The 17826-nt window shown below is 70.5% G+C and carries 18 protein-coding genes and 2 pseudogenes; 14 read left to right on the top strand and 6 right to left on the bottom strand.

Annotated features, from left to right (window positions below; all coding sequences use genetic code 11):
* Positions 1-223 precede the first annotated feature (223 nt).
* A pseudogene (locus tag OHS17_RS32755) lies at positions 224-484 on the bottom strand (VOC family protein); the annotation flags it as partial.
* Between the two features lie 238 nt (positions 485-722).
* On the opposite strand from OHS17_RS32755, the gene OHS17_RS32750 reads away from it, so the two are divergent.
* From OHS17_RS32750 to OHS17_RS32740, 3 genes are read left to right on the top strand one after another with little or no spacing between them, the layout of a single operon-like run.
* Positions 723-1358: a MerR family transcriptional regulator gene (locus OHS17_RS32750; protein WP_330315438.1), complete on the top strand. Its 636-nt coding sequence runs from the start codon at positions 723-725 to the stop codon at positions 1356-1358.
* A gap of 53 nt (positions 1359-1411) precedes the next feature.
* The gene (locus OHS17_RS32745) at positions 1412-1636 is read left to right on the top strand and encodes a hypothetical protein (protein WP_330315437.1); all 225 of its coding nucleotides are present in this window, start codon (positions 1412-1414) and stop codon (positions 1634-1636) included.
* A 25-nt stretch (positions 1637-1661) separates the two neighbouring features.
* On the top strand, positions 1662-2090 hold the full coding sequence (locus OHS17_RS32740) for a hypothetical protein (protein WP_330315436.1): 429 nt from the start codon (positions 1662-1664) through the stop codon (positions 2088-2090).
* 24 nt (positions 2091-2114) lie between these two features.
* Here the strand turns inward: OHS17_RS32740 and OHS17_RS32735 are convergent, their stop codons facing one another.
* Together OHS17_RS32735 and OHS17_RS32730 are read right to left on the bottom strand one after the other, a co-directional pair.
* Entirely contained in the window at positions 2115-2786 is a 672-nt protein-coding gene (locus OHS17_RS32735; protein ID WP_330315435.1) for a response regulator transcription factor, read from the bottom strand.
* Positions 2774-3934: a sensor histidine kinase gene (locus tag OHS17_RS32730; protein WP_330315434.1), complete on the bottom strand. Its 1161-nt coding sequence runs from the start codon at positions 3932-3934 to the stop codon at positions 2774-2776. The genes OHS17_RS32735 and OHS17_RS32730 overlap by 13 nt, the downstream gene beginning before the upstream one ends.
* 169 nt (positions 3935-4103) lie before the next feature.
* Between OHS17_RS32730 and OHS17_RS32725 the strand changes: the two genes are divergently transcribed.
* Together OHS17_RS32725 and OHS17_RS32720 are read left to right on the top strand one after the other, a co-directional pair.
* Positions 4104-4895 (top strand): ABC transporter ATP-binding protein, encoded by a 792-nt coding sequence (locus OHS17_RS32725; RefSeq protein ID WP_330315433.1) that lies wholly within the window; start codon positions 4104-4106, stop codon positions 4893-4895.
* Positions 4892-7645 carry an ABC transporter permease gene (locus OHS17_RS32720; RefSeq protein WP_330315432.1) on the top strand — a complete coding sequence of 918 codons (2754 nt, stop codon included), beginning with the start codon at positions 4892-4894 and terminating at the stop codon, positions 7643-7645. Before OHS17_RS32725 ends, OHS17_RS32720 begins: the two co-directional genes overlap by 4 nt.
* Positions 7646-7953: 308 nt before the next feature.
* Here the strand turns inward: OHS17_RS32720 and OHS17_RS32715 are convergent, their stop codons facing one another.
* Positions 7954-8151 carry a LuxR C-terminal-related transcriptional regulator gene (locus tag OHS17_RS32715; RefSeq protein ID WP_330315431.1) on the bottom strand — a complete coding sequence of 66 codons (198 nt, stop codon included), beginning with the start codon at positions 8149-8151 and terminating at the stop codon, positions 7954-7956.
* 203 nt (positions 8152-8354) lie between these two features.
* Here OHS17_RS32715 and OHS17_RS32710 point away from each other — a divergent pair, with 203 nt between their 5' ends.
* The 6 genes from OHS17_RS32710 (at position 8355) to OHS17_RS32685 (ending at position 12858) form a co-directional block, all read left to right on the top strand.
* Entirely contained in the window at positions 8355-8963 is a 609-nt protein-coding gene (locus OHS17_RS32710; protein ID WP_443066180.1) for a thioesterase domain-containing protein, read from the top strand.
* 9 nt (positions 8964-8972) lie between these two features.
* Complete coding sequence (locus OHS17_RS32705; protein WP_330315430.1) at positions 8973-9362, top strand: nuclear transport factor 2 family protein; 390 nt, start codon at positions 8973-8975, stop codon at positions 9360-9362.
* A gap of 45 nt (positions 9363-9407) precedes the next feature.
* Positions 9408-9824 (top strand): hypothetical protein, encoded by a 417-nt coding sequence (locus OHS17_RS32700; RefSeq protein WP_330315429.1) that lies wholly within the window; start codon positions 9408-9410, stop codon positions 9822-9824.
* A 278-nt stretch (positions 9825-10102) separates the two neighbouring features.
* Positions 10103-10567 (top strand): hypothetical protein, encoded by a 465-nt coding sequence (locus OHS17_RS32695; RefSeq protein WP_330315428.1) that lies wholly within the window; start codon positions 10103-10105, stop codon positions 10565-10567.
* On the top strand, positions 10567-10884 hold the full coding sequence (locus OHS17_RS32690) for a transcriptional regulator (RefSeq protein WP_330315427.1): 318 nt from the start codon (positions 10567-10569) through the stop codon (positions 10882-10884). Before OHS17_RS32695 ends, OHS17_RS32690 begins: the two co-directional genes overlap by 1 nt.
* Before the next feature lie 108 nt (positions 10885-10992).
* Positions 10993-12858, top strand: a complete 1866-nt coding sequence (locus OHS17_RS32685; RefSeq protein WP_330315426.1) for a leucine-rich repeat domain-containing protein — start codon at positions 10993-10995, stop codon at positions 12856-12858.
* A gap of 19 nt (positions 12859-12877) precedes the next feature.
* Here OHS17_RS32685 and OHS17_RS32680 read toward each other — a convergent pair whose 3' ends face one another.
* Positions 12878-13729 (bottom strand): alpha/beta fold hydrolase, encoded by an 852-nt coding sequence (locus tag OHS17_RS32680; RefSeq protein WP_330315425.1) that lies wholly within the window; start codon positions 13727-13729, stop codon positions 12878-12880.
* 101 nt (positions 13730-13830) lie between these two features.
* Here OHS17_RS32680 and OHS17_RS32675 point away from each other — a divergent pair, with 101 nt between their 5' ends.
* Positions 13831-14238, top strand: coding sequence for a winged helix-turn-helix transcriptional regulator (locus OHS17_RS32675; RefSeq protein ID WP_330315424.1), 408 nt, complete (start codon positions 13831-13833; stop codon positions 14236-14238).
* 407 nt (positions 14239-14645) lie between these two features.
* Positions 14646-14958, top strand: a pseudogene (locus tag OHS17_RS32665) (integrase core domain-containing protein); the annotation flags it as partial.
* 171 nt (positions 14959-15129) lie between these two features.
* On the opposite strand, the gene OHS17_RS32660 reads toward OHS17_RS32665, so the two are convergent.
* Positions 15130-16812, bottom strand: coding sequence for a DUF3732 domain-containing protein (locus OHS17_RS32660; protein WP_330310445.1), 1683 nt, complete (start codon positions 16810-16812; stop codon positions 15130-15132).
* Positions 16813-17061: 249 nt separating this feature from the next.
* Here OHS17_RS32660 and OHS17_RS32655 point away from each other — a divergent pair, with 249 nt between their 5' ends.
* The gene (locus OHS17_RS32655) at positions 17062-17397 is read left to right on the top strand and encodes a hypothetical protein (protein WP_330310444.1); all 336 of its coding nucleotides are present in this window, start codon (positions 17062-17064) and stop codon (positions 17395-17397) included.
* Positions 17398-17826 lie beyond the last annotated feature (429 nt).

Below are 17826 nucleotides of genomic sequence, written 5' to 3'. Positions count from 1 at the left end.
CCGTTGTCGGTGACGAGGACGCGGAGTGTTCCGTCGGTCCCCAGGTTCGGCCCTCGGTGTCGGACGATTGGTCGGGCCGACTCCATGGTCGGGGCATGTCTCCTGCTGCTGTTCTGGCCGGATCGCCCTCGTACCTCATCCCCGCCCCAGGGTGGGCAGCACCTCCCGAGCTGACGGGCGGCTTGGTCGGTCGGCAGTTGGGGCCCGGCTTGCAGACAGGCCCGTTGCCGGAGGGGTCGGCGAAGGCGGCGGTACGGCGTCCCCAGGGGCGGTCGACCGGACCGTTGAGCAGGGGCACCCCGTGCTCCACGAGCTCGGCGCACACCGCGTCGGCGTCCTCCACCTCGATGGTGAGCAGCAGCCGTGCGCCCGCCTCCGGGGCGGCGACCGGGCGCGGCCCGACCAGCGGCGGGGCGTCATGCCGCGCGGCACCATCCGTGGCAGCCGACCGTGGCGTCCGGCGGACATCCGGCACGAGGGGCATGTTCCGGAGTCGCGCGAGCCCGGCAAGTCCGTTGGCGGGCCCGGCATATCAGGCCGCACGCTCGACCACGTCCTCGGCGTGCACCGGCTCCGGGCGAGTGGGCACGCTGGGAGTGGCGCCGCCGGGTGACCGCTCGTTAGCGTCTGCGCACCGGCGAGAGCCCGCCTTCGTACTGCCGTCCCAGGAAGGACAGCCGCTGGTGCGCATGGCTGAGCTGTGCCGCAGGTCCGGAGTGCCTGTGGCGACGATCAAGTTCTACATCCGGCTGGGCCTGCTGCCCGCGGGCCGGCTCACCAGCCCCACGCGGGCCAGTTACGACGGCGCCCACGAGCACCGGCTGCGCCTGATCCGGGCCCTGCTGGACGCCGGCGGGCTCTCCCTGGCGGCCATCGGTGACGTGCTGCGGGCCGTGGACGACCCGGACCGCCCGCCCGCCGACGTGCTCCGCACCGCCACGGACCACCTGACCCCGCCCCGGGAGACCGTGTCCGGACCGGAGCTGGACGAGGCCCGCGCCGAGGTGGCCCGGCTGGTGCGGCGCCTGGGCTGGCGGGTGGACGCGGACGGGCCGGCGGGCGAGGCGCTGGCCGGTGTGCTCGTCGCCCTGCGCGCGGCGGGCCACGGGGACTTCGCCGTACTCCTGGACGACTACGCGGCGGCGGCCGAGCGGGTCGCCCGCGCCGATCTCGGCCATCTCGGGCGGCCGGCGGCGCGCGCGGAGCAGGTGGAGCGCGTGGTCGTGGGCACGGTGCTGGGCGAGGCGATGTTCAGCGCCTTGCGCAGGCTCGCCCACGCGGACGCCTGGTGGTGCAGGCTTCACCCCGATTCGGGTGCACGGTGCACTGACGCGGACCACACGACCGGGGCAGCATGAGGAGGCGGCACGGGCCCCCGTGACGAGCACCGGACCAAAAACAGGAGTCCTCCATGGCACGTTCGACCGACTACGACGAGGACCGCGCTCCCCGGAAGGCCAGGGGAGCGTGGTACGTGCCGCCGCTGCTGGTGTTCTTCGTCGGTGCCATGCTCACGTCCGTGGTCTCGCACGCCGTGGACGACGGGGCCTACACCGCCGTGATGAGCGCGGGCTTCGCCCTCGACGCGATCGCGGTGATCTGGGCGGTCGTCCGCCGGCAGCGGTCCGCGAGCTGACGAGCACTCAGGGAGGGGAAGCGGTATGAAGCCGTCACTGGGCACGCGGACGCGCTTATCGGTACGGCACCGGAGGTGGACCGGGCTGCTGGCCGGCGGAATCATCACCGTGCCGGCCGCACTGGGACTGACCGCCTGCGATTCCGCGCAGGATGCGCTGGACCGGGGCGACATGTGCCTCGACATCCTCGACGTCGCGCTCTTCGACCCGAACCCGTCGAGTGCGGACGAGGCCCGCAAGGACGTACGGGACCGGGCCGACAAGATCGACGAGATCGCCGGGAAGGCGTCCGACGACAAACTGCGCGACGCGGCGGAGAAGACCGCGAAGGAACTGCGCGCCGCCGCCGACGAGGACCTGAAGGCCGGGTCGGTCTCGGAGTACCTGTCCGAGCAGAGCGGCCGGCTGAAGGCGCTGCGCAAGACCTGCACCGACCTCGGTGACTTCGGCTGACACCACCTCAGGGGCGTCTTCGGTCTACCGCGATGGCTCGCCCGTGATGTCGTTGCCCAGATACGCGAGGACCGCCAGGACACGGCGGTGGACGCTGGTGCCCTCCGCGGGCAGGTTCAGCTTGTCGAAGATCCCCCGGATGTGTTTGCTGACTGCCCGCTCCGTGACGAACAGCTTTTCGGCGATGGCCGCGTTGGCCAGCCCCTGGGCCATCAGCTCCAGCACTTCCTGCTCACGGGCCGTCAGCCCGTCCAGCGACCGCGTCGACGCCCGCTGCTGGATGATCTCGTTGACCACCTCGGGGTCCAGCGCCGTGCCGCCCTCGCTGATGCGCTCCAGGGCCTCCAGAAACTGCTCGACCCGGCCCACCCGGTCCTTGAGCAAGTAGCCGATCCCGCGCGCGCCGAGGGCCAGCAGCTCTGCCGCGTAAGCCTGTTCGACGTACTGCGACAGCACGAGAATGGGAAGGTCCGGGAACTCCTGCCGGGCCGCGACCGCCGCGCGCAGGCCCTCGTCGCGGAAGCTCGGCGGCAGCCGCATGTCCAGGACCGCCGCGTCCGGCCGGGTGCGGCGCAGCATCGGCATGATCTCCGGCCCCGACACGCACGTCGCCACCACCTCGTGGTCGTTGTGCGTCAGCAGCAGCGTCATCCCCTCCCGGAGCAACGCGTTGTCCTCCGCGATCAAGATCCGCATGGCAGCTCCACCTTCATCCTCGTCGGCCCCCCGGGAGGGCTGGTGATCTCGGTCGTGCCGTCGAGCGCCGCGACCCGGCGGCGTATGCCGAGCAGCCCGCTTCCCCCGTGTTCCTCGGCGCCGCCGCGCCCGTTGTCCGTGACGACGACCTGAAGTGTCCCGTCGGCCCTGGTGAAGCGTACTGAGGCATGGGTCGCCCCACTGTGCTTGCGGATGTTCGTCAGACACTCCGCGATCACGAAATAGACAGCGGCCTCCACGGCCGCCGGCAGCCGGTGACCGGTCTCCACGGCCGCCAGATTCATCTCCACCGGGATGTCCGCGGAGACCGCGAGCGTGCGGACCGCCCCGGCCAGGCCGCGGTCGGTGAGCACCGGGGGATGCACCGTACGGACGATGCCCCGCAGCGCCGCGAGCGTGGCGTCGATCTCCTCCTGCGCCTCGTCCAGCCACCGTGTCGCGGTGTCCGGGTCGCTCTTGACCTGCTGGCGCGCCAGCCCCACCCGCATGGACAGCGCCACGAGCTGGGCCTGCACCCCGTCGTGCAGGTCCCGCTCGATACGGCGGAGCTCGGCGCTGTGCGACTCCATGGCCCCGGCCCGGGACTCGGAGAGCTCCGCCACACGTTGGCCGAGTTTCGCCGATGGCGACGGCTTCAGCAGCGCGGCCGTCCACCGGGCCTGGGCGTCCGCCAGATGCTCGAACACGGGCAGCGCGCGGGGCCGGTGGCCGAACGCCGCCCCCGTTCCGTCGACGAGCAGCGCCACCGGCCACAGCACCAGCACGACCGCGCTGAAGCCGAGAATGCTGAGGGTCGCGTACGGCAGCCAGAGCGCGTCCCGCCACGTGCCGGGATCGGTGAGCGCCAGGCGCACCCGGTCGCTGGGCGAGCCGTCCAACGGCAGGTAGAGCTCCGGAATCGGCTTGCCGAGCCAGCCGCCCGCCCGCACCCGCTCGTAACCGGCGAACCGGCGCAGCACACGCACGATCTCCGGCCAGGCCGGAGCACCGACGAGGACCAGCGTGAAGAACACCCCGGCCGGGACCGCGAAGCAGCCCAGGAACGCGGCCATGGCCACCGGCAGCCCGAAGAACAGGTGACAGGACGCCTGCCAGGACCGCTGGAGCTGGGAGGAGAGATACGCCATGAAATCACCGTAGTTGGCGGCGCGGACCCGGTCGGTGGACCCATCTGCCCAAGGCCGGGTGGTGCTGGCTGAACCCGTACACGGGTGGGCGCTCCCTCGTGTCGCCCCTGGTCGCGGGCCTACTGTCGCCACAGAGGCGGTGCAGGAGCACGACCCGGAAGGCAGATCAATGGCACTTCGCATGGGAAGAAGGACCCCCGGGCCGATCGGCACCACGGCGGGCGCCGGCGCGCTCACCCTCGAATCCGTCACCCGGCGCTACCGACGCGGCGGGCGGGACTTCCACGCGTTGGACAACGTGAGCATGGACGTGCCGCCAGGCCGTTTCCTGGCCGTCATGGGCCGCTCCGGCTCCGGCAAGACCACCCTCCTGCAGTGCGCCGCCGGACTCGACCAGCCCACCTCCGGCACGGTACGGGTCGGCGGCACCGACCTCTCCCGGCTCTCCGAGGCCGCGCTCACCCGGCTGCGCAGGGACCGGATCGGCTTCGTCTTCCAGTCCCTCAACCTCGTACCGTCGCTCACCGTCGGCGAGAACACCGCCCTGCCGCTGCTGCTGCGCGGCATGAACCCCCAGGACCCCGCCGTGCGCGAGCGCGCCCTCAGGGTGCTGGCGGCCGTCGGCCTCGGCGACCGCGCGGACGACTCCCCGCTCCGTCTCTCGGGCGGCCAGCAGCAGCGCGTGGCCATCGCCCGGGCCCTGGTCACCGACCCCGCCGTGATCTTCGCCGACGAACCGACCGGGGCGCTCGACCCGGTCACCGCCCGCGAGGTGCTGCGGCTGCTGCGGGAGGCCGTGGACGGCTCGGGCCACACCGTGGTGATGGTGACCCACGACCCGCAGGCCGCCGCCTGGACCGACGAGGCGATCTTCATCGAGGCGGGGCACATCGTCGCCCGCGAGGACCGCCCCGAGCCGGAGACCGTGGCCCGGCGGCTCGCCGGGCTCGGGGAGCGATGACCGTGGCCGTCGACACCCTGCCGCCCGCCGGCCGCACCGGGTCCCGGAAGCGGCACGGGGAGTCGGTCGGGCGCGTGCAGCGCACCGCCCGCTTCCTCGCCCGCCGCTCCATGCGGCTGCACCGCAAGGCGTGGGCCGCCGTCTTCGCCGCCCTCGTGCTCACCGCGCTGCTCCTCGGCAGCTTCGCCCTGGCCACCCTGTCGGCGTTCGTGGGCCACGCCCACGTCGAGCGGTACGCGGCGACCATCGCCGTCGTCGCCGCCGACCAGACCACCCGCTACCGGGCCAAGCCCTGGGGCGACCCGATGACCACGGTCACCCAGTCGCTCACCGAACGCGTCCGCGTCCCGGCCGCCGTCGTGGCCCGGGTCGCCGAGGTGCCCGGGGTGCGCGCCGCCGTCCCGGACAGCAGCTTCCCGGTCGCGCTCGCCGACCCCGACGGCCGGGGCGTGCCCGGACCGGACAGCGACTCCGGGACCGCGCCCGTGTACGGCCACGGCTGGCCGACGGCGGCGCTCGCCCCGTTCACCCTGCGCGCCGGCAAGGCGCCCGCGGGAGCCCGCCAGGTGGCGGTCGACGGCGATCTGGCCGCACGCGCGGGCGTACGCCCCGGCGACCGGCTCCGGCTCCAGATGCTCGGCGCACCCGCCGAGTACGTCGTCTCCGGCATCGTCGCCCCGAAGGGCGAGGCCGACGACACCGGGCTCGGCCACCAGGGCGCGGTCTTCTTCACCGAGGGCGAGGCCGGCCGGCTGTCCGGCCACCCCGGCACCGTCGACGCCATCGGGGTGCTCGCCGACGACGGCGTGAGCGTGCACGAGCTCTACCCCGCCCTGCGCAAGGCCCTGGCCGGCGAGAAACCGGCCCGGGACGCCGTCGCCGGCAGCAGGGATCCGCAGGACAGCTCCCTGCTGCGGGTCCTGACCGGCAACGGGCGCGGCCAGGCGGAGTTCCTGGACGCGGCACCGAGCCGGGCCGGCCTGCTCAACCTGCTGGCCATGCTGTGCGCCACCGTCATCATGATCGCCGTGCTCGTGGTGGCCGGCACGGTCACCCAGGCGGTCCACCAGCGGGCCCGCGAGCTGGCGCTGCTGCGCGCGGTCGGGGCGACCCCCTGGCAGCTGCGGGTGACGGTCGGCCGGGAGGTGACCGGCGTCGCCACCACGGCGGCCGTGGTGGGCGCGGTGGGAGCCGTCCCGGTCTTCCTGATGCTCCTGTGGATGCTGCGCGACCGCGGCGCCGTCCCCGTCGGGCTCGACCTCCCGGTCCTGCCCTGGATGTTCGCGACCCCGGTCCTGACGGCCGTGCTGACCCTGGTCGTGGCCCGGGTCGCGGCCGCCCTGGCCTGCGGACGCATCGCCAAGATCCGTCCCGCCCAGGCGCTCGGCGAGGCCCAGAGCGAACCGGGGCAGCCAGGCCGGGGCCGCACCGTGACCGGCCTGATCGTGCTCTTCGCGGGCCTCAGCTCCGCAGGCACCGCGGCCTTGCAGTCGGGCGAGCCGGCGGCCATGGCGGCGGGCAGCGCGGCCCTGGCCCTGGTGATCGCCTGCGCGCTCCTCGGCCCCTGGATCGCCCGGGGCGCCATGCGCCTGCTCGCCCCGCCCGCCCGGAAGCTCGGCGGCGCCGGGGGCTACCTCGCCGCCGCGTCCACCACCGCGAACTCGCGCCGGCTCGGGGCGGGGATCACCCCGGTCGTCCTGGTCGTCGCCTTCGTGGGCGTCCAGCTCGCGGCGGGCGCCACCATGGACCACGAGGGCAGCGCCCAGGCGCGGCAGGCGATGCGCGCGAACCTCGTCGTGACCACCGAGGACACCGGACTCCCCGCCGGGGCCGCCCGCCGGGTGGCCGCCGTACCGGGCGTCGAGGCCGCCACGGGCGCGCTCCACAGCACCGTCGTCCTCGCCAGGAAGGAGGCCGGCGACCCCGTCCTCGAACGGCTCCCGGTGGTGGGCGTCACGCCCGGCGCCCTGCCCGCCGCGCTCGATCCCGACGTCACCTCCGGCTCCCTGCGGGACCTGCGCGAGGGCACCGTCGCGATCGGCGCGGCGCGGGCCGACGCGCTGGATGCCGGAGTCGGCTCCACGGTGCGGCTGCGTTACGGCGACGGGGTCACCGCCTCCCTGCGGGTGGTCGCGGTCTACGAACGGTCCCTCGCGCTCGGCGACTTCCTGTTCGCCCGCGAGGCGCTGGCACACCACGTGACCACGCCGCTGGACACCCGCATCCTCGCCCGGCTCGCCCCGGACGCCGACGAGGCGGCCGTGCGGGAGGCGGTGGACAAGGTGCTCTCCGGTGCCGTGCTCGGCGCACGGGTGACCGCGCACCCGAGCCTGGAACATCTCCGGTCCGCGGACCGGGGCGTGAGCCAGGTGCTCACCGCCGTGGCCGTCGGCGTCGTCGGCGGGTTCACCGTCATCGCCGTCCTCAGCACCCTGGTGCTGATCGTCATCGGACGCCGGCAGGAGCTGGTCCTGCTCCGGCTGGTGGGCGCGGGGCGCGGACAGGTCCGGCGCATGCTGCGGGTCGAGGCGGCGATCGTGATCGTCACCGGACTGGTGGTCGGCGCGCTGGCCGCCCTGATCCCCCTCACCGCGTTCAGCCTGTCCGTCACCGGGTCGCTGCCCTATCTGCCGCCGGTCCAGGTGGCGGCCATCGTCCTGGTCGTCGTCGTGACCGTGGCCGCGGGCGTCCTCCTGCCGGCCCGCCCGGCGCTGCGCCGCCGCCGACCGGGAGCCCTGCGACGTATCTGACTAACCATCACATCATGTGAGCCGCAGCGGCGCGTTCCAGCCCTGTTGCGAGGGCCGCGAACCGCGCTAAGTGCCGCCGTTGGACCTGTTCACCGGCCTGCGCAATTCTCGCCACGACCCTCACCCTGCGCCGAATCCGCCATCGAATGGCCGGAAAGCAACTGGTTCCGCAGGACGACCAGGAAAGGAGCAGGAGTCATCCGGCCATTCCACCGGCGAAAGAGCGGTCTCACATTCCTTTGGCAGAGGGTGTAGGGGCCATGGGAGAATGATCAATGGCCCGGTCGGCCATCCCTTGCGGACGGACGTCATTGTTGTTCGGACGGCACTTTCAGGTGCAGGCCCATCTCATTGATAAAGCCGGCCTGGAGGCGGCTGCGAGCCCCGATCGTGTCCATGATGTCGGAGACATCGCGCTGGCAGGTGCGCAGCGAGATGCCCATGCGGCGGGCGATGGCACGGTCCTCCAGGCCCTGGATGAGCATGCGGACGATGGCCAGCTTCATGTCGTCGGAGATCGCGAGGACCCGTTCCTGGCTGTATCTCTCGGGAAACGGGGTGGCGCTGGTCCAGGCGCGTTCGAAGGCGCCGATGGCGAAGTCGAGCAGGCCGGGGTCGGTCAGCAGCAGGGCGCCGACCTCGCTGTCGCTACGGCCTGCCGTCCCCCAGTTTCACCGAACCGGGGTCCGGCCCGGCGAGCGTCGAGGAAATGGCGAAGGAGTACCTGGCCGAGATCCGCCGGGTGCGGCCGCACGGTCCGTACCGGCTGCTCGGCTGGTCCTACGGCGGAGCGGTGGCGCACACCATGGCGGCGCAGTTGCAGGCCGCCGGCGAGCAGGTGTCGCTGCTGGCAGTACTGGACGGCTACCCGCCCGTCGCCGGGCGTGCCCGTCAGTGGGATCCGGAGGACGGCGAAACCCTGGCCGCACTGCTCGACACCCTCGGCTACGACCTGCCCGGCCACCAGGCGGGCCCGACGCCCCCGGCGCAGTACCGCGCCGCGGCCGGCGCCGCCGACGGTCCGCTCGCCGGCCTGGACCCCGAACTGCTCGCCGCCCTGCCCCGGGTCTTCGCCGCCAACCTCAACCTGCTGGCCGGCTTCGAACCGGGCCGCTTCGACGGCGACCTGCTGTTCTTCCAGGCCACCCGCGGCCGGACGGCCGACACCCCCGCCCCACAGGCATGGCTGCCGCACCTCGGCGGCCGGCTCGACCTGCACGAGATCGACTGCGCCCACGCCGCGATGACCCGCCCCGAGCCGCTGGCCCGGATCGCGCGGGTGCTCGGCGCCGCGCTGAACCCCACCCCGCACCCCTAGGAGGTCCCCATGACCACGAACCCCGAACTCCTCCCGGTCGACGCCGGATCAGCGGTCCGCCTGGTGCGCCGCTTCTACGACCTGGTGGACAGCGGCGACGCCGACGGCCTGGCCGCGCTCTTCGCCCCCGACGCGCTCTACCGCCGCCCCGGCTACCCGCCGATGGTCGGCCCGGCCGGACTGCTCGGCTTCTACGGCCGCGACCGCACCATCCGGGCCGGCAACCACACGCTGACCAACGTGCTGGTGGACGGCGCCTTCGTCGGCGTCTTCGGCGAGTTCCACGGAGTGCTGCACAGCGGCGACCCGGTGGACCTGCGGTTCGCCGACCGTTTCACCGTCCGCCCGGACGACCTGTTCGCCGACCGTGACACCTACTTCTTCGCGCCCCTCGTCTGATCCGGCCCACCCCTCCCACCGAAACCCCGTCACAAGGAGCCCACGATGACGATCAGCATCGACGCCCCCGCCGAGACCACCGCCGCCCGCGAGTCGCGGGTTGTGCGCGACCCCGGCCACGGCGAAGCGTTCACCGAGCACATGATCAGCATGGACTGGACCGAGGGCGAGGGCTGGTCCGCACCGGAGATCACTCCGCTGCGGAACCTCTCCATCCACCCCGGCATGATCGGCCTCCACTACGGCCAGGTCGCCTTCGAGGGCCTGAAGGCGCACCGCCGTGCCGACGGCGCGATGGGCGTCTGGCGACCCGGCGACCACGCACTGCGGTTCCAGCGCTCCTGCCGCCGGCTGGCCATGCCGGAACTGCCGGCCGAGGCATTCGTCGCGGCGATCGACCAGCTGATCGACGCGGACGAGGGCAGCCTCTCCACGGAGCGCACCCAGAGTATGGCCCGGTGACCTGCACATACTTTTCTGCGGCAACGGGGGAAAGCCAGGCCGGTGTAATTCGCGTCGGCGCTCCTTGTCCGTGCGGCTGATGGAGCCGGTCGGCCTCTTGCCGGCACCGGCCCGCCAGGGTGCATCTCGGGTTCTGGTCCTGCGGTGCGGCATGGTGCCAGGTCTGTTCCGGGAAGCGGTTGTCTCCTTCGTGCTACCGGCCCTTGCTTTTCGCACGAGGGAAACCCTGGCACTTTCCTGTAAGGAAAGTAGGTTGGCCGGAGGAGGCAGGAAGCCGTATGGCACTTCATGAGGTACGGGGCGCACTGGACGAAGTTCGGCGCCGAAGCGAGCAGGCCCACGCCGAGCACGTGCGTCACGGGCTCTCCTGGCCCCTCCTCGTTGCCGCGGCTCTGCTCGTGTTCGCGGCGTTCGCCTCCTACGACCTGCCCCATCCCTGGGGTGGGGCGGTGCTCTTCCCCGCGCTGTTGCTGGCAGCGGGCACGATGGTGGTTTACCTGCGTACAGCGCGGGTTCGCATGCCCCTCACCCATAAGGGCGCGCTCTACGGAGTAGCAGCCGGGCTGGGGCTCGTGGGATTGTTCAGGTTGCTTTCCGCCGTGGCGGGAGCGGCCGACGTACTGGCGCCGCACACTGTGGCGGCGGCTGCGCCGTGCGGGGCGGGTGTACTGATCGCCCGCAAGTGGAGGGCCATGGTCGTGGCACGCCAGCTGCGTGGACGCGCGGGGAGTGAGGCCGACTGATGGACGATGGCTTCAACGAGTTCCTGCACGTTCCCGCTCGGCTCACGATCGTCGCGCTGCTGGCACCGACGAGCTGGACCGAGTTCGGCTTTCTGCGAGACGCGGTCCCCACCAGCGATTCCGCGCTGTCCAAACACCTTTCCTCGCTTGCGGCCAAGGGCTACGTCGAGGTCCGCAAAGTCAAGCACGCAAGCGGACGCCGCACTCTGATACGGCTCACACGTGAAGGGCGGCAGGATTTCCGGCGCCACGCCGCAGTCCTGGAACGCATCGTCGCAACAGCTCACTCCCCGCACGCCGGTGAGCTGGACGGCTGAGTGCTGCGGACGCGGGTGACGACCACATGAGACGGCGGCCATAGAAATCGGTTCGCCACGGCGCCTGTTCGGGCTCGTTGTCAGCGCTGGTCAGTAAGGTCGCCTCGCATGACCAACATCAGTGCCGAGCATCCGAACGACCTCGTGGCCGCCTATTCCAAGCTCCTCGGGACGGCGAAACGCGCACAAGCGCGCAAGGCGGTGAGAGAACTTGTCGCGCTCGCCGACGACGGGACCGCCCTGAAGCTTGCCGCGGCCTTTGCGCCGGTCGCGGCTCTCGCGTCGGACACGCTGGTGCGACTGTGGCCGCAAGCCCATGACCCGGACGGCTTCGCCGCAGCCCTGTTGGCTCCGGCCTTCTGCGAGGAAGGCCGTACGGAGTTGAAGCTGAAGCGGGTGACCTCGCTGAAGGGTCTGCGGCACCTCGACATGCTGCGCACGCTGACGGTGGAGCGCTGCAAGGAGATATCAGACCTCACAGAACTCAAAAGCCTCACCGAGCTGCGCTCACTCGACCTGAACGGCTGCGCGCGAGTCGAGGACCTGACACCTCTCAGCGGACTGACCCAGCTCACGTGGCTGAGCCTGCACCGTTGCCGTCCGGTCTCCGACGTCAAACCGCTGCTCACCCTCAGCCATCTGCGCCACCTCGACCTGAGCATCACGCGAGTTACGTCCGTGGACGGATTCGCGGCCTCGCTCCCGCAGCTCGAAAAGCTCGACCTGCGCGGTTGCCGGTCCTTCAGGTCCCCCGCTCAGCTCTCCGGACTGACCCGTCTGACCCACCTCGATCTGGGATGGACGGCAATACGCAACCTGAGCGGCCTGACGAACGTGCCCGCGCTCACCACCCTGCGCCTCGCGAGCTGCAAGCAGTTGCGGGACCTGACCGGCATCGACGCAGCGGTAAACCTTTCCGAACTGGTCGTCGAGGAGTGCCCCGGCCTCCTCTCCGTCCAAGGCTTCGGACACCACCCCCGCCTGACGGAGCTGGAGCTGAAGGGCTGCACGAACCTCTCCGACCTGCGGGGTGTCTCCGCACTGACGCACTTGGAGGAACTGCGGATCTCAGGCAGCGAACGCCTGGCCTCTTTTGCGAACATGGGCTCACTCCCCGCACTGCAAGTGATCGATATCGAGGACTGCCCCACGCTGGCTGACTTCACGGGCCTGGCCACACTGGCCTCCGCATACCGGCTCCTCCTGGCGGGACTTGGCCTGGTCCGAGACCTCACCCCTTTCGCCTCCCTCCCCGGTCTCCGCTCCCTCATTCTCGACAGGTGCCATGGCCTGCGGGAGCTCACCGGACTTGACAGCCGCAGCGACTTGGAGGAGCTGTCGGTCAGCCGTACCGACAGCTTCAGCAGCCCCGGCGCCCTGGGCGACGTGCCGAGCCTGCGTGTACTCAAGCTGCGCGACCTTCCCGTGCTCACCGATCTCGGCCTGCTGGGCGGCCTGACCGCGCTCGCCGCGGTCGACGTCGAGGGGTGCCCCGCGCTCACGGACATCGGCGCACTCGCCCGTACGCCGGTCACCGGGCTGTCGCTCTACCGGACGACGGCCCTGGACTCGCTGAACGTGCTGGAGGAGTGCCGTGACCTGCGTGTCCTGGGCGTGCGGGACATCCCCAGGCTCATGACCTTCCCCGCTCTCCCTTCCTTGCGCGAGCTCTCCCTCTCCCGGCTGCACTGGAAGGACCTCTCGCCCCTCGCCGGCCTCGGCGCGCTACAGCACCTCCGGCTGGACAGCTTCGACGACCTGACGGATATCAGCACGCTGACCGGGTTGCCCCAGCTGTCCGAACTGCTTCTCGGGCACCTTCACTCCTTCACCGAGCTGGGGCCCCTGCTGAACATCCCGTCGCTGCGGCGGCTCAACAAGTCACCACAGATGAACGCCGAGATCCTGCAGGGCCGACGCGATCCCGTGCTGGTGGAACTCGCGGACCGCGGAATCGCCATCGACCGACGCTGAGCGTGATCGACGGGTCCGGTCACCCTGCTTTCGCCTCGTCATCCGCCAAGAACGGTTGCAGCAGCGTGAGCAGGACGTGTGGCCGGTGCAGCGGGATGATGTGACCGCAGTCTTCGACGATGTGTCCGGTGAGGTCGTCGGTGACCGGGCGGAGTTGGCGTTCCAGCGCGGCACCGACTGGTTTGGCGCCCAACGCCATCGTGGGCACCGTCAGTCGGGCGTGGGCGACCGCCCGCTCGATCTGCATCGCGCTTTCGGGCAGGGCCCGGTAGTACGAGAACGCGCAGCTCAACGCCTCGCGGCCGGTGTATGCGCGGATGAAGGCGTCCCGGATCGCGGGGCGTACCCCGTCGCCGAGTGTGCCGGCCTGCAGAAACCAGTCGACGTAGGCGGCCTCGTGGCCCTGCAGGACGGTCTCTGCGAGATCCGGCGCTGCGGAATGGAAGCCGAACCACCACGGCGGCCCGTCGGCGAGAAAGTCCTCGGCGCCGGGCAACGTGCCCAGAACAGACTCCATGACGACCAGGCGCCGAACCAGGCAGGGGCGGCGCAATGCGAGGAGGAAGGCGGGCGCGGCGCCGGCGTCGATCCCCACCACTGCTGCCGAGGACGCGCCCAGCGCGGCGAGAAGCGCCGCGGCGTCCTCGGCCAGGGTGCCCGCGTCGTACCCGGAGGCGGCCCGACTGCTGGCGCCGAACCCGCGCAGGTCCGGCGCGATGACCCGGTAACGGCCGGACAGATCGGCCATGATGTCCGTCCACAGCTCCCAGGTGTGGGGGAAGCCGTGCAGCAGCAGGACGGCCGGGCCCGATCCTGCGAGGGCGACGTTCAGCTCTACACCGTTGACGCGGATGCGTCGCAGCTCGGGCATGAGGGCTCCAGGTGTGCAGTGAGCAATGGTTACCAGGTCACGCTAGAGAACTATCCTGGTCCGCCCAAGGCGGCACTTTTCTTTCAGGTGGTGAGCTCCGAGTGACCACGTTGAGATCCGGCGGACCCAGCGGGCGGCGTGGTGATCTGCTGGATCCGCGCTGTCCGACGCGCCAGTTGCTCGACCGGATCGGCACCAAGTGGACGTCGATGGCCGTCAAGGTGTTGGCCGGGGAGGCTCCCGGCGAGCTCCGCTTCGCGGAACTGCGACGTCGCGTCCCGGGCATCTCGCAGAAGATGCTGTCTGTCACCCTCCAGAGCCTGGTTCGCGACGGCTTGGTCGCGCGTCGCGTGGAGCCCACCGTGCCCCCTGCCGTCCACTACCGGCTCACCGAACTCGGTCTGTCCCTGGAAGTACCGCTGTCCGCTCTACGGGTCTGGGCCGAGACACACATGTCCCAGATCGACCGCAACAACCAGCTCGCCGAGGACCACCCTCCGACTGACTGATCGTTTCAGAACGGGGCCTTGACCCCAAATTCTGAACACACGAGACACTGGATCCTGAGGATCTGAGGACGGGCATCTCGTGGTCATGAAGAACTATCCACCGGAGTTCAAGGCGGACGCGGTCGCGCTGTACGAGGCGCGGCCGGAAGCGATGATCAGGTCGGTTACCGCTGATCTGGGGATCAATCCGGACGATGCTGCGGAACTGGGTCCGGGCGGCCGGAGGGAGCCGTCCCCGGGGACGGCGGACACGGGAACCGGCCCTGGCGCCGACTCCGCTGGAGTTTTGCCGGGGAGACGCGCTGGTGAACCGCTTTCCAGTTCGTGGCCGACCATCAGCGCCGCTACGGCGTGAAGCGGCTCTGCAGCATCCTCGGCGTCAGCCGCTCGAGCTTCTACTACTGGCATGCAGGTCAGCAGGAGTGCGGCGGAGCATGAGCGCGGTCGGGTCCAGCGCGGACAACGCACTCGCCGAGTCCTTCAACGCAACCTTCAAACGCGAGACTCTGCAAGGACGAAAGAGCTGGTCCAACGAGCGCGGGACCCGACTCGACGCCTTCAGATGGCTCCACCGCTACAACAAACACCCGACGCCGGCAGTCCCACCTCGGACAACGATCACCGATCGCCTTCGAGAACGCCCTCCACCCCACCAAACTACGCTGGCACCAGCCGCATATGTCGCGGCTTAGTGAATCTGCGCAGTGGTTGTGCTTCTGACCTGGGGTTGTGCAGGTTGGTTGAGCGGGATGTCTGCTGGGTGGCTCACTGAAGCTGCATAGTTTCTGGGTGCGGTAGCCGTTTGACTTGGGGTGTTTCTGGCTCCGGGCTTGCTTGCGCAGGTTGGTTGAGTACTGCGCAGGTTCCGTGATCCCCGGTATATGGCGGCGGTTACGGGGTGGGGTTGGTGTCGAGCCAGGTGGTGGGGATGAGTTTTTCGCCGTTGCGCCAGTTGTAGCGGACGGATGCCTGGTACCAGGTGTGGGGCAGGTCGGCGTGGTCGCTGACGATGATTTGGAAGTCGGGGGCGAGTTCGGCGACGACCTGGTGCATGAGCTGGAAGAGGCGGGTGACCGTCTCGCGGTCTTCGTCCAGGGCGAGGTCTTCGAGCCGTCCTCGGGCTTTGGCCATGTCGGAGGGGTAGTAGGGCTGGGTCGGTTGGTCGAGCATGAGGAAGCGGGGTACGGGCCGGCTGTTCGCGGTGAAGTACTGGTGGAGGGCGAGGTGGGCGGCCAGGTGGTAGCCGACGTGGTTCTTGCCACTGCCGATGCGGAGCAGTTCGGTGCTGCCGGCGGGGGCGTCGGTGACGACGGTGGGTTTCTTGAGGTTCAGTCGGACGAGTCCGCCGCCGTGTTCGAGGTTCAGGAATCTGGCGTGGCTGGTCATCTTGCCGCTGACGTAGCCCAGGCTGTGGGTGAGCTTTTCGTCGACGGCGTCGTTGTCGAGCTGTTCTTCGAGGCCTTGGACGAGCTGCTGTGCCATCGCGGCATCTGCTTGCAGGCGCTGGAGGTGGCCGTTGTCGGTTGTGGTGCTGATCTGGCTGAGGTACGCGCTGATCCTGCCGCGGGTGTAGGCCTGGGCTTCGGCTTGTCCGAGGAGGCCGGCCTGCTCGGAGCGCTGTTCGGCGATGACGCTGAGGGCGCCCTCGATGCCGCGGAGCTCTTCGCGTAGACGTGCCGAGACCTGTTCGATCTCGCGCAGGGCCTGCTCGCGGCGGGGCTGCACTGCCCGCACGCTGTCGAGCTGACCGCGGAGGTCTTCGAGGGTGGTGTGCATGGCGGCGACGGTCGGGTCGGGTTCGGTCAGCTCGTTTCCGCACAGGGGGCAGCTGTGTTCGCCGGGGAAGCCGTCGGGCACGAGGCTGAGTGCGGACAAGCGGGACATGCCGCGGGTGACGGCCCCGCTGTAGCCGGCGGCCTGGGATTCCAGATCGTTCAGGAGCTGGCGCTCTTCGGCCAGTGAGCGCAGCTGTCGGCGCAGGGCCGCGGACTGTTCGCTGAGGAGGAGTTCCTGCCTGCGCTGCTCCTCGTCTGCGCCGGGCCGGGCCGGGCGGAAGGAGGAGGCCTGCCGGAGTGCCTCGATGACCATGTCCCTGTCCGCGCTGCTGAAGGAGTCGTCGGCGAGGAGCCCGTGGACTCGGGCTTCGCCCAGGAGGGACTGCAGCTGTGATTCGACTGCCTGGTTCGCTTCCTGGGCGGCTTTGAGGCGGTTCTCCGCACTGCGCTGGGCGCGTTTGGCCTGGAGGAGCTGCTGCTGGAGTGCCGCCTGATCCTCCGGGACCGCGCCGAGGAAGTACGGGATCGTGGCTTTGAGACTGTTGGCGATGTCGCGGTCGTTCTGGCGGTGGAACAGGATCTTCTTGGAGGCGACTTCGTCCTGGTTTTGCAGGCAGAGCAGGACGGCGTGGCCCAGGTTCGCGCTGAGGGGGGCGGCCAGGCTGCCGGCTGCGGGTTCGCTTCGGGTGTCTCCGATGCCGATGCGGCGTCCGATCTGCTGGCGCAGTTGTGTCGAGTCGGTGTTGAGGCGCAGTTCCGACAGCTCCGGGATGCCGAGGTCACTGCCGACCTCGATCATGGCGGTGGTGACGGACTTGGCTGCCGGGCCGGGCGCTGGCCGCGCGGCGAGGACTTCGATGACGAAGCCGAGTGACGAGCCCAGCCCTGGTACCCCCAGCTCGAATCATTCGCACGACAAGGTTCACTGGCCGTCGACGCGTGGCTCTATACAGGGACCGAGGAACGCACCATGTCATCAGTTCCAATATCTAGCCGGGCTCAAGTTTGAAGCACCACTCTGCGGGTTGGTCTCTTCGAACGGTGGGCTATGAGCCGGGACGCTGGACAGCAGGAGATCGAGCGGGAGCTGCGCCGGAGGGCGATCGGCGGGGCGCCCATGCTGGAGATGCTCACCTGGCTGAAAGGAGACCCGGAGGCTCGGATCAGAGATCCAGTCGACCGTGACGGCACGATTGCCTTCTGCATGATCTCGACGTTCACAGCCGTCTTCGACCTTGGGCTCACACCTGGACGGTTCATCGCGAGCTGGGACCGGCTCGGAGGGCACCTGAACGCCGAGGAACTGGCGGCGAGACTGGGCCCGCTGACCCTGGCACCGAACGAGGAGCCTCAGCCCTGTGGCTGCGGCGGGTACTGGGTCTGAGGGCGGAGGCGCCCCGGGGTGGCACGAACAGACCACGCCCGGGCCCATACAAGGTCCGTGACTTGCTTGAGGCTGTTGCGGAGCAGGATCGGTCATCCGGGTGGTCTGACCGGCTGACGGTGGTGTTCGAGTAGTGAGGGTGCCTCGGCGCAGGAGCCGGGAAACACCGAGCCCCCAGGCTTGTTGCAGGCTGCCCGCGGAGCGGGCTTGGTCCGGGAGCGAAGCGGACGGGCCGGGGTGGAGCGAAGCGGAACCCCTGATGGGCTGCCACGAAGTGGCAGCCCATCAGGGCCGCGCGGAGCGCGGCCCGTTCACTGCGTTCACGGAGCGAAGCGGAGGGAACGCCCGCGCTCGCGCGGGCGGGGAGCGAAGCGAGCCGCCTTGGCGCCCCGCGAAGCGGGGCGCTCCGCTGTCCCATCGCGCAGCGAT

This window comes from Streptomyces sp. NBC_00523 (genome assembly GCF_036346615.1).
Taxonomy (GTDB): domain Bacteria; phylum Actinomycetota; class Actinomycetes; order Streptomycetales; family Streptomycetaceae; genus Streptomyces.
Note: the sequence above shows the minus strand (reverse complement) of the source record. Positions and strands in the feature narration are given on the sequence as shown.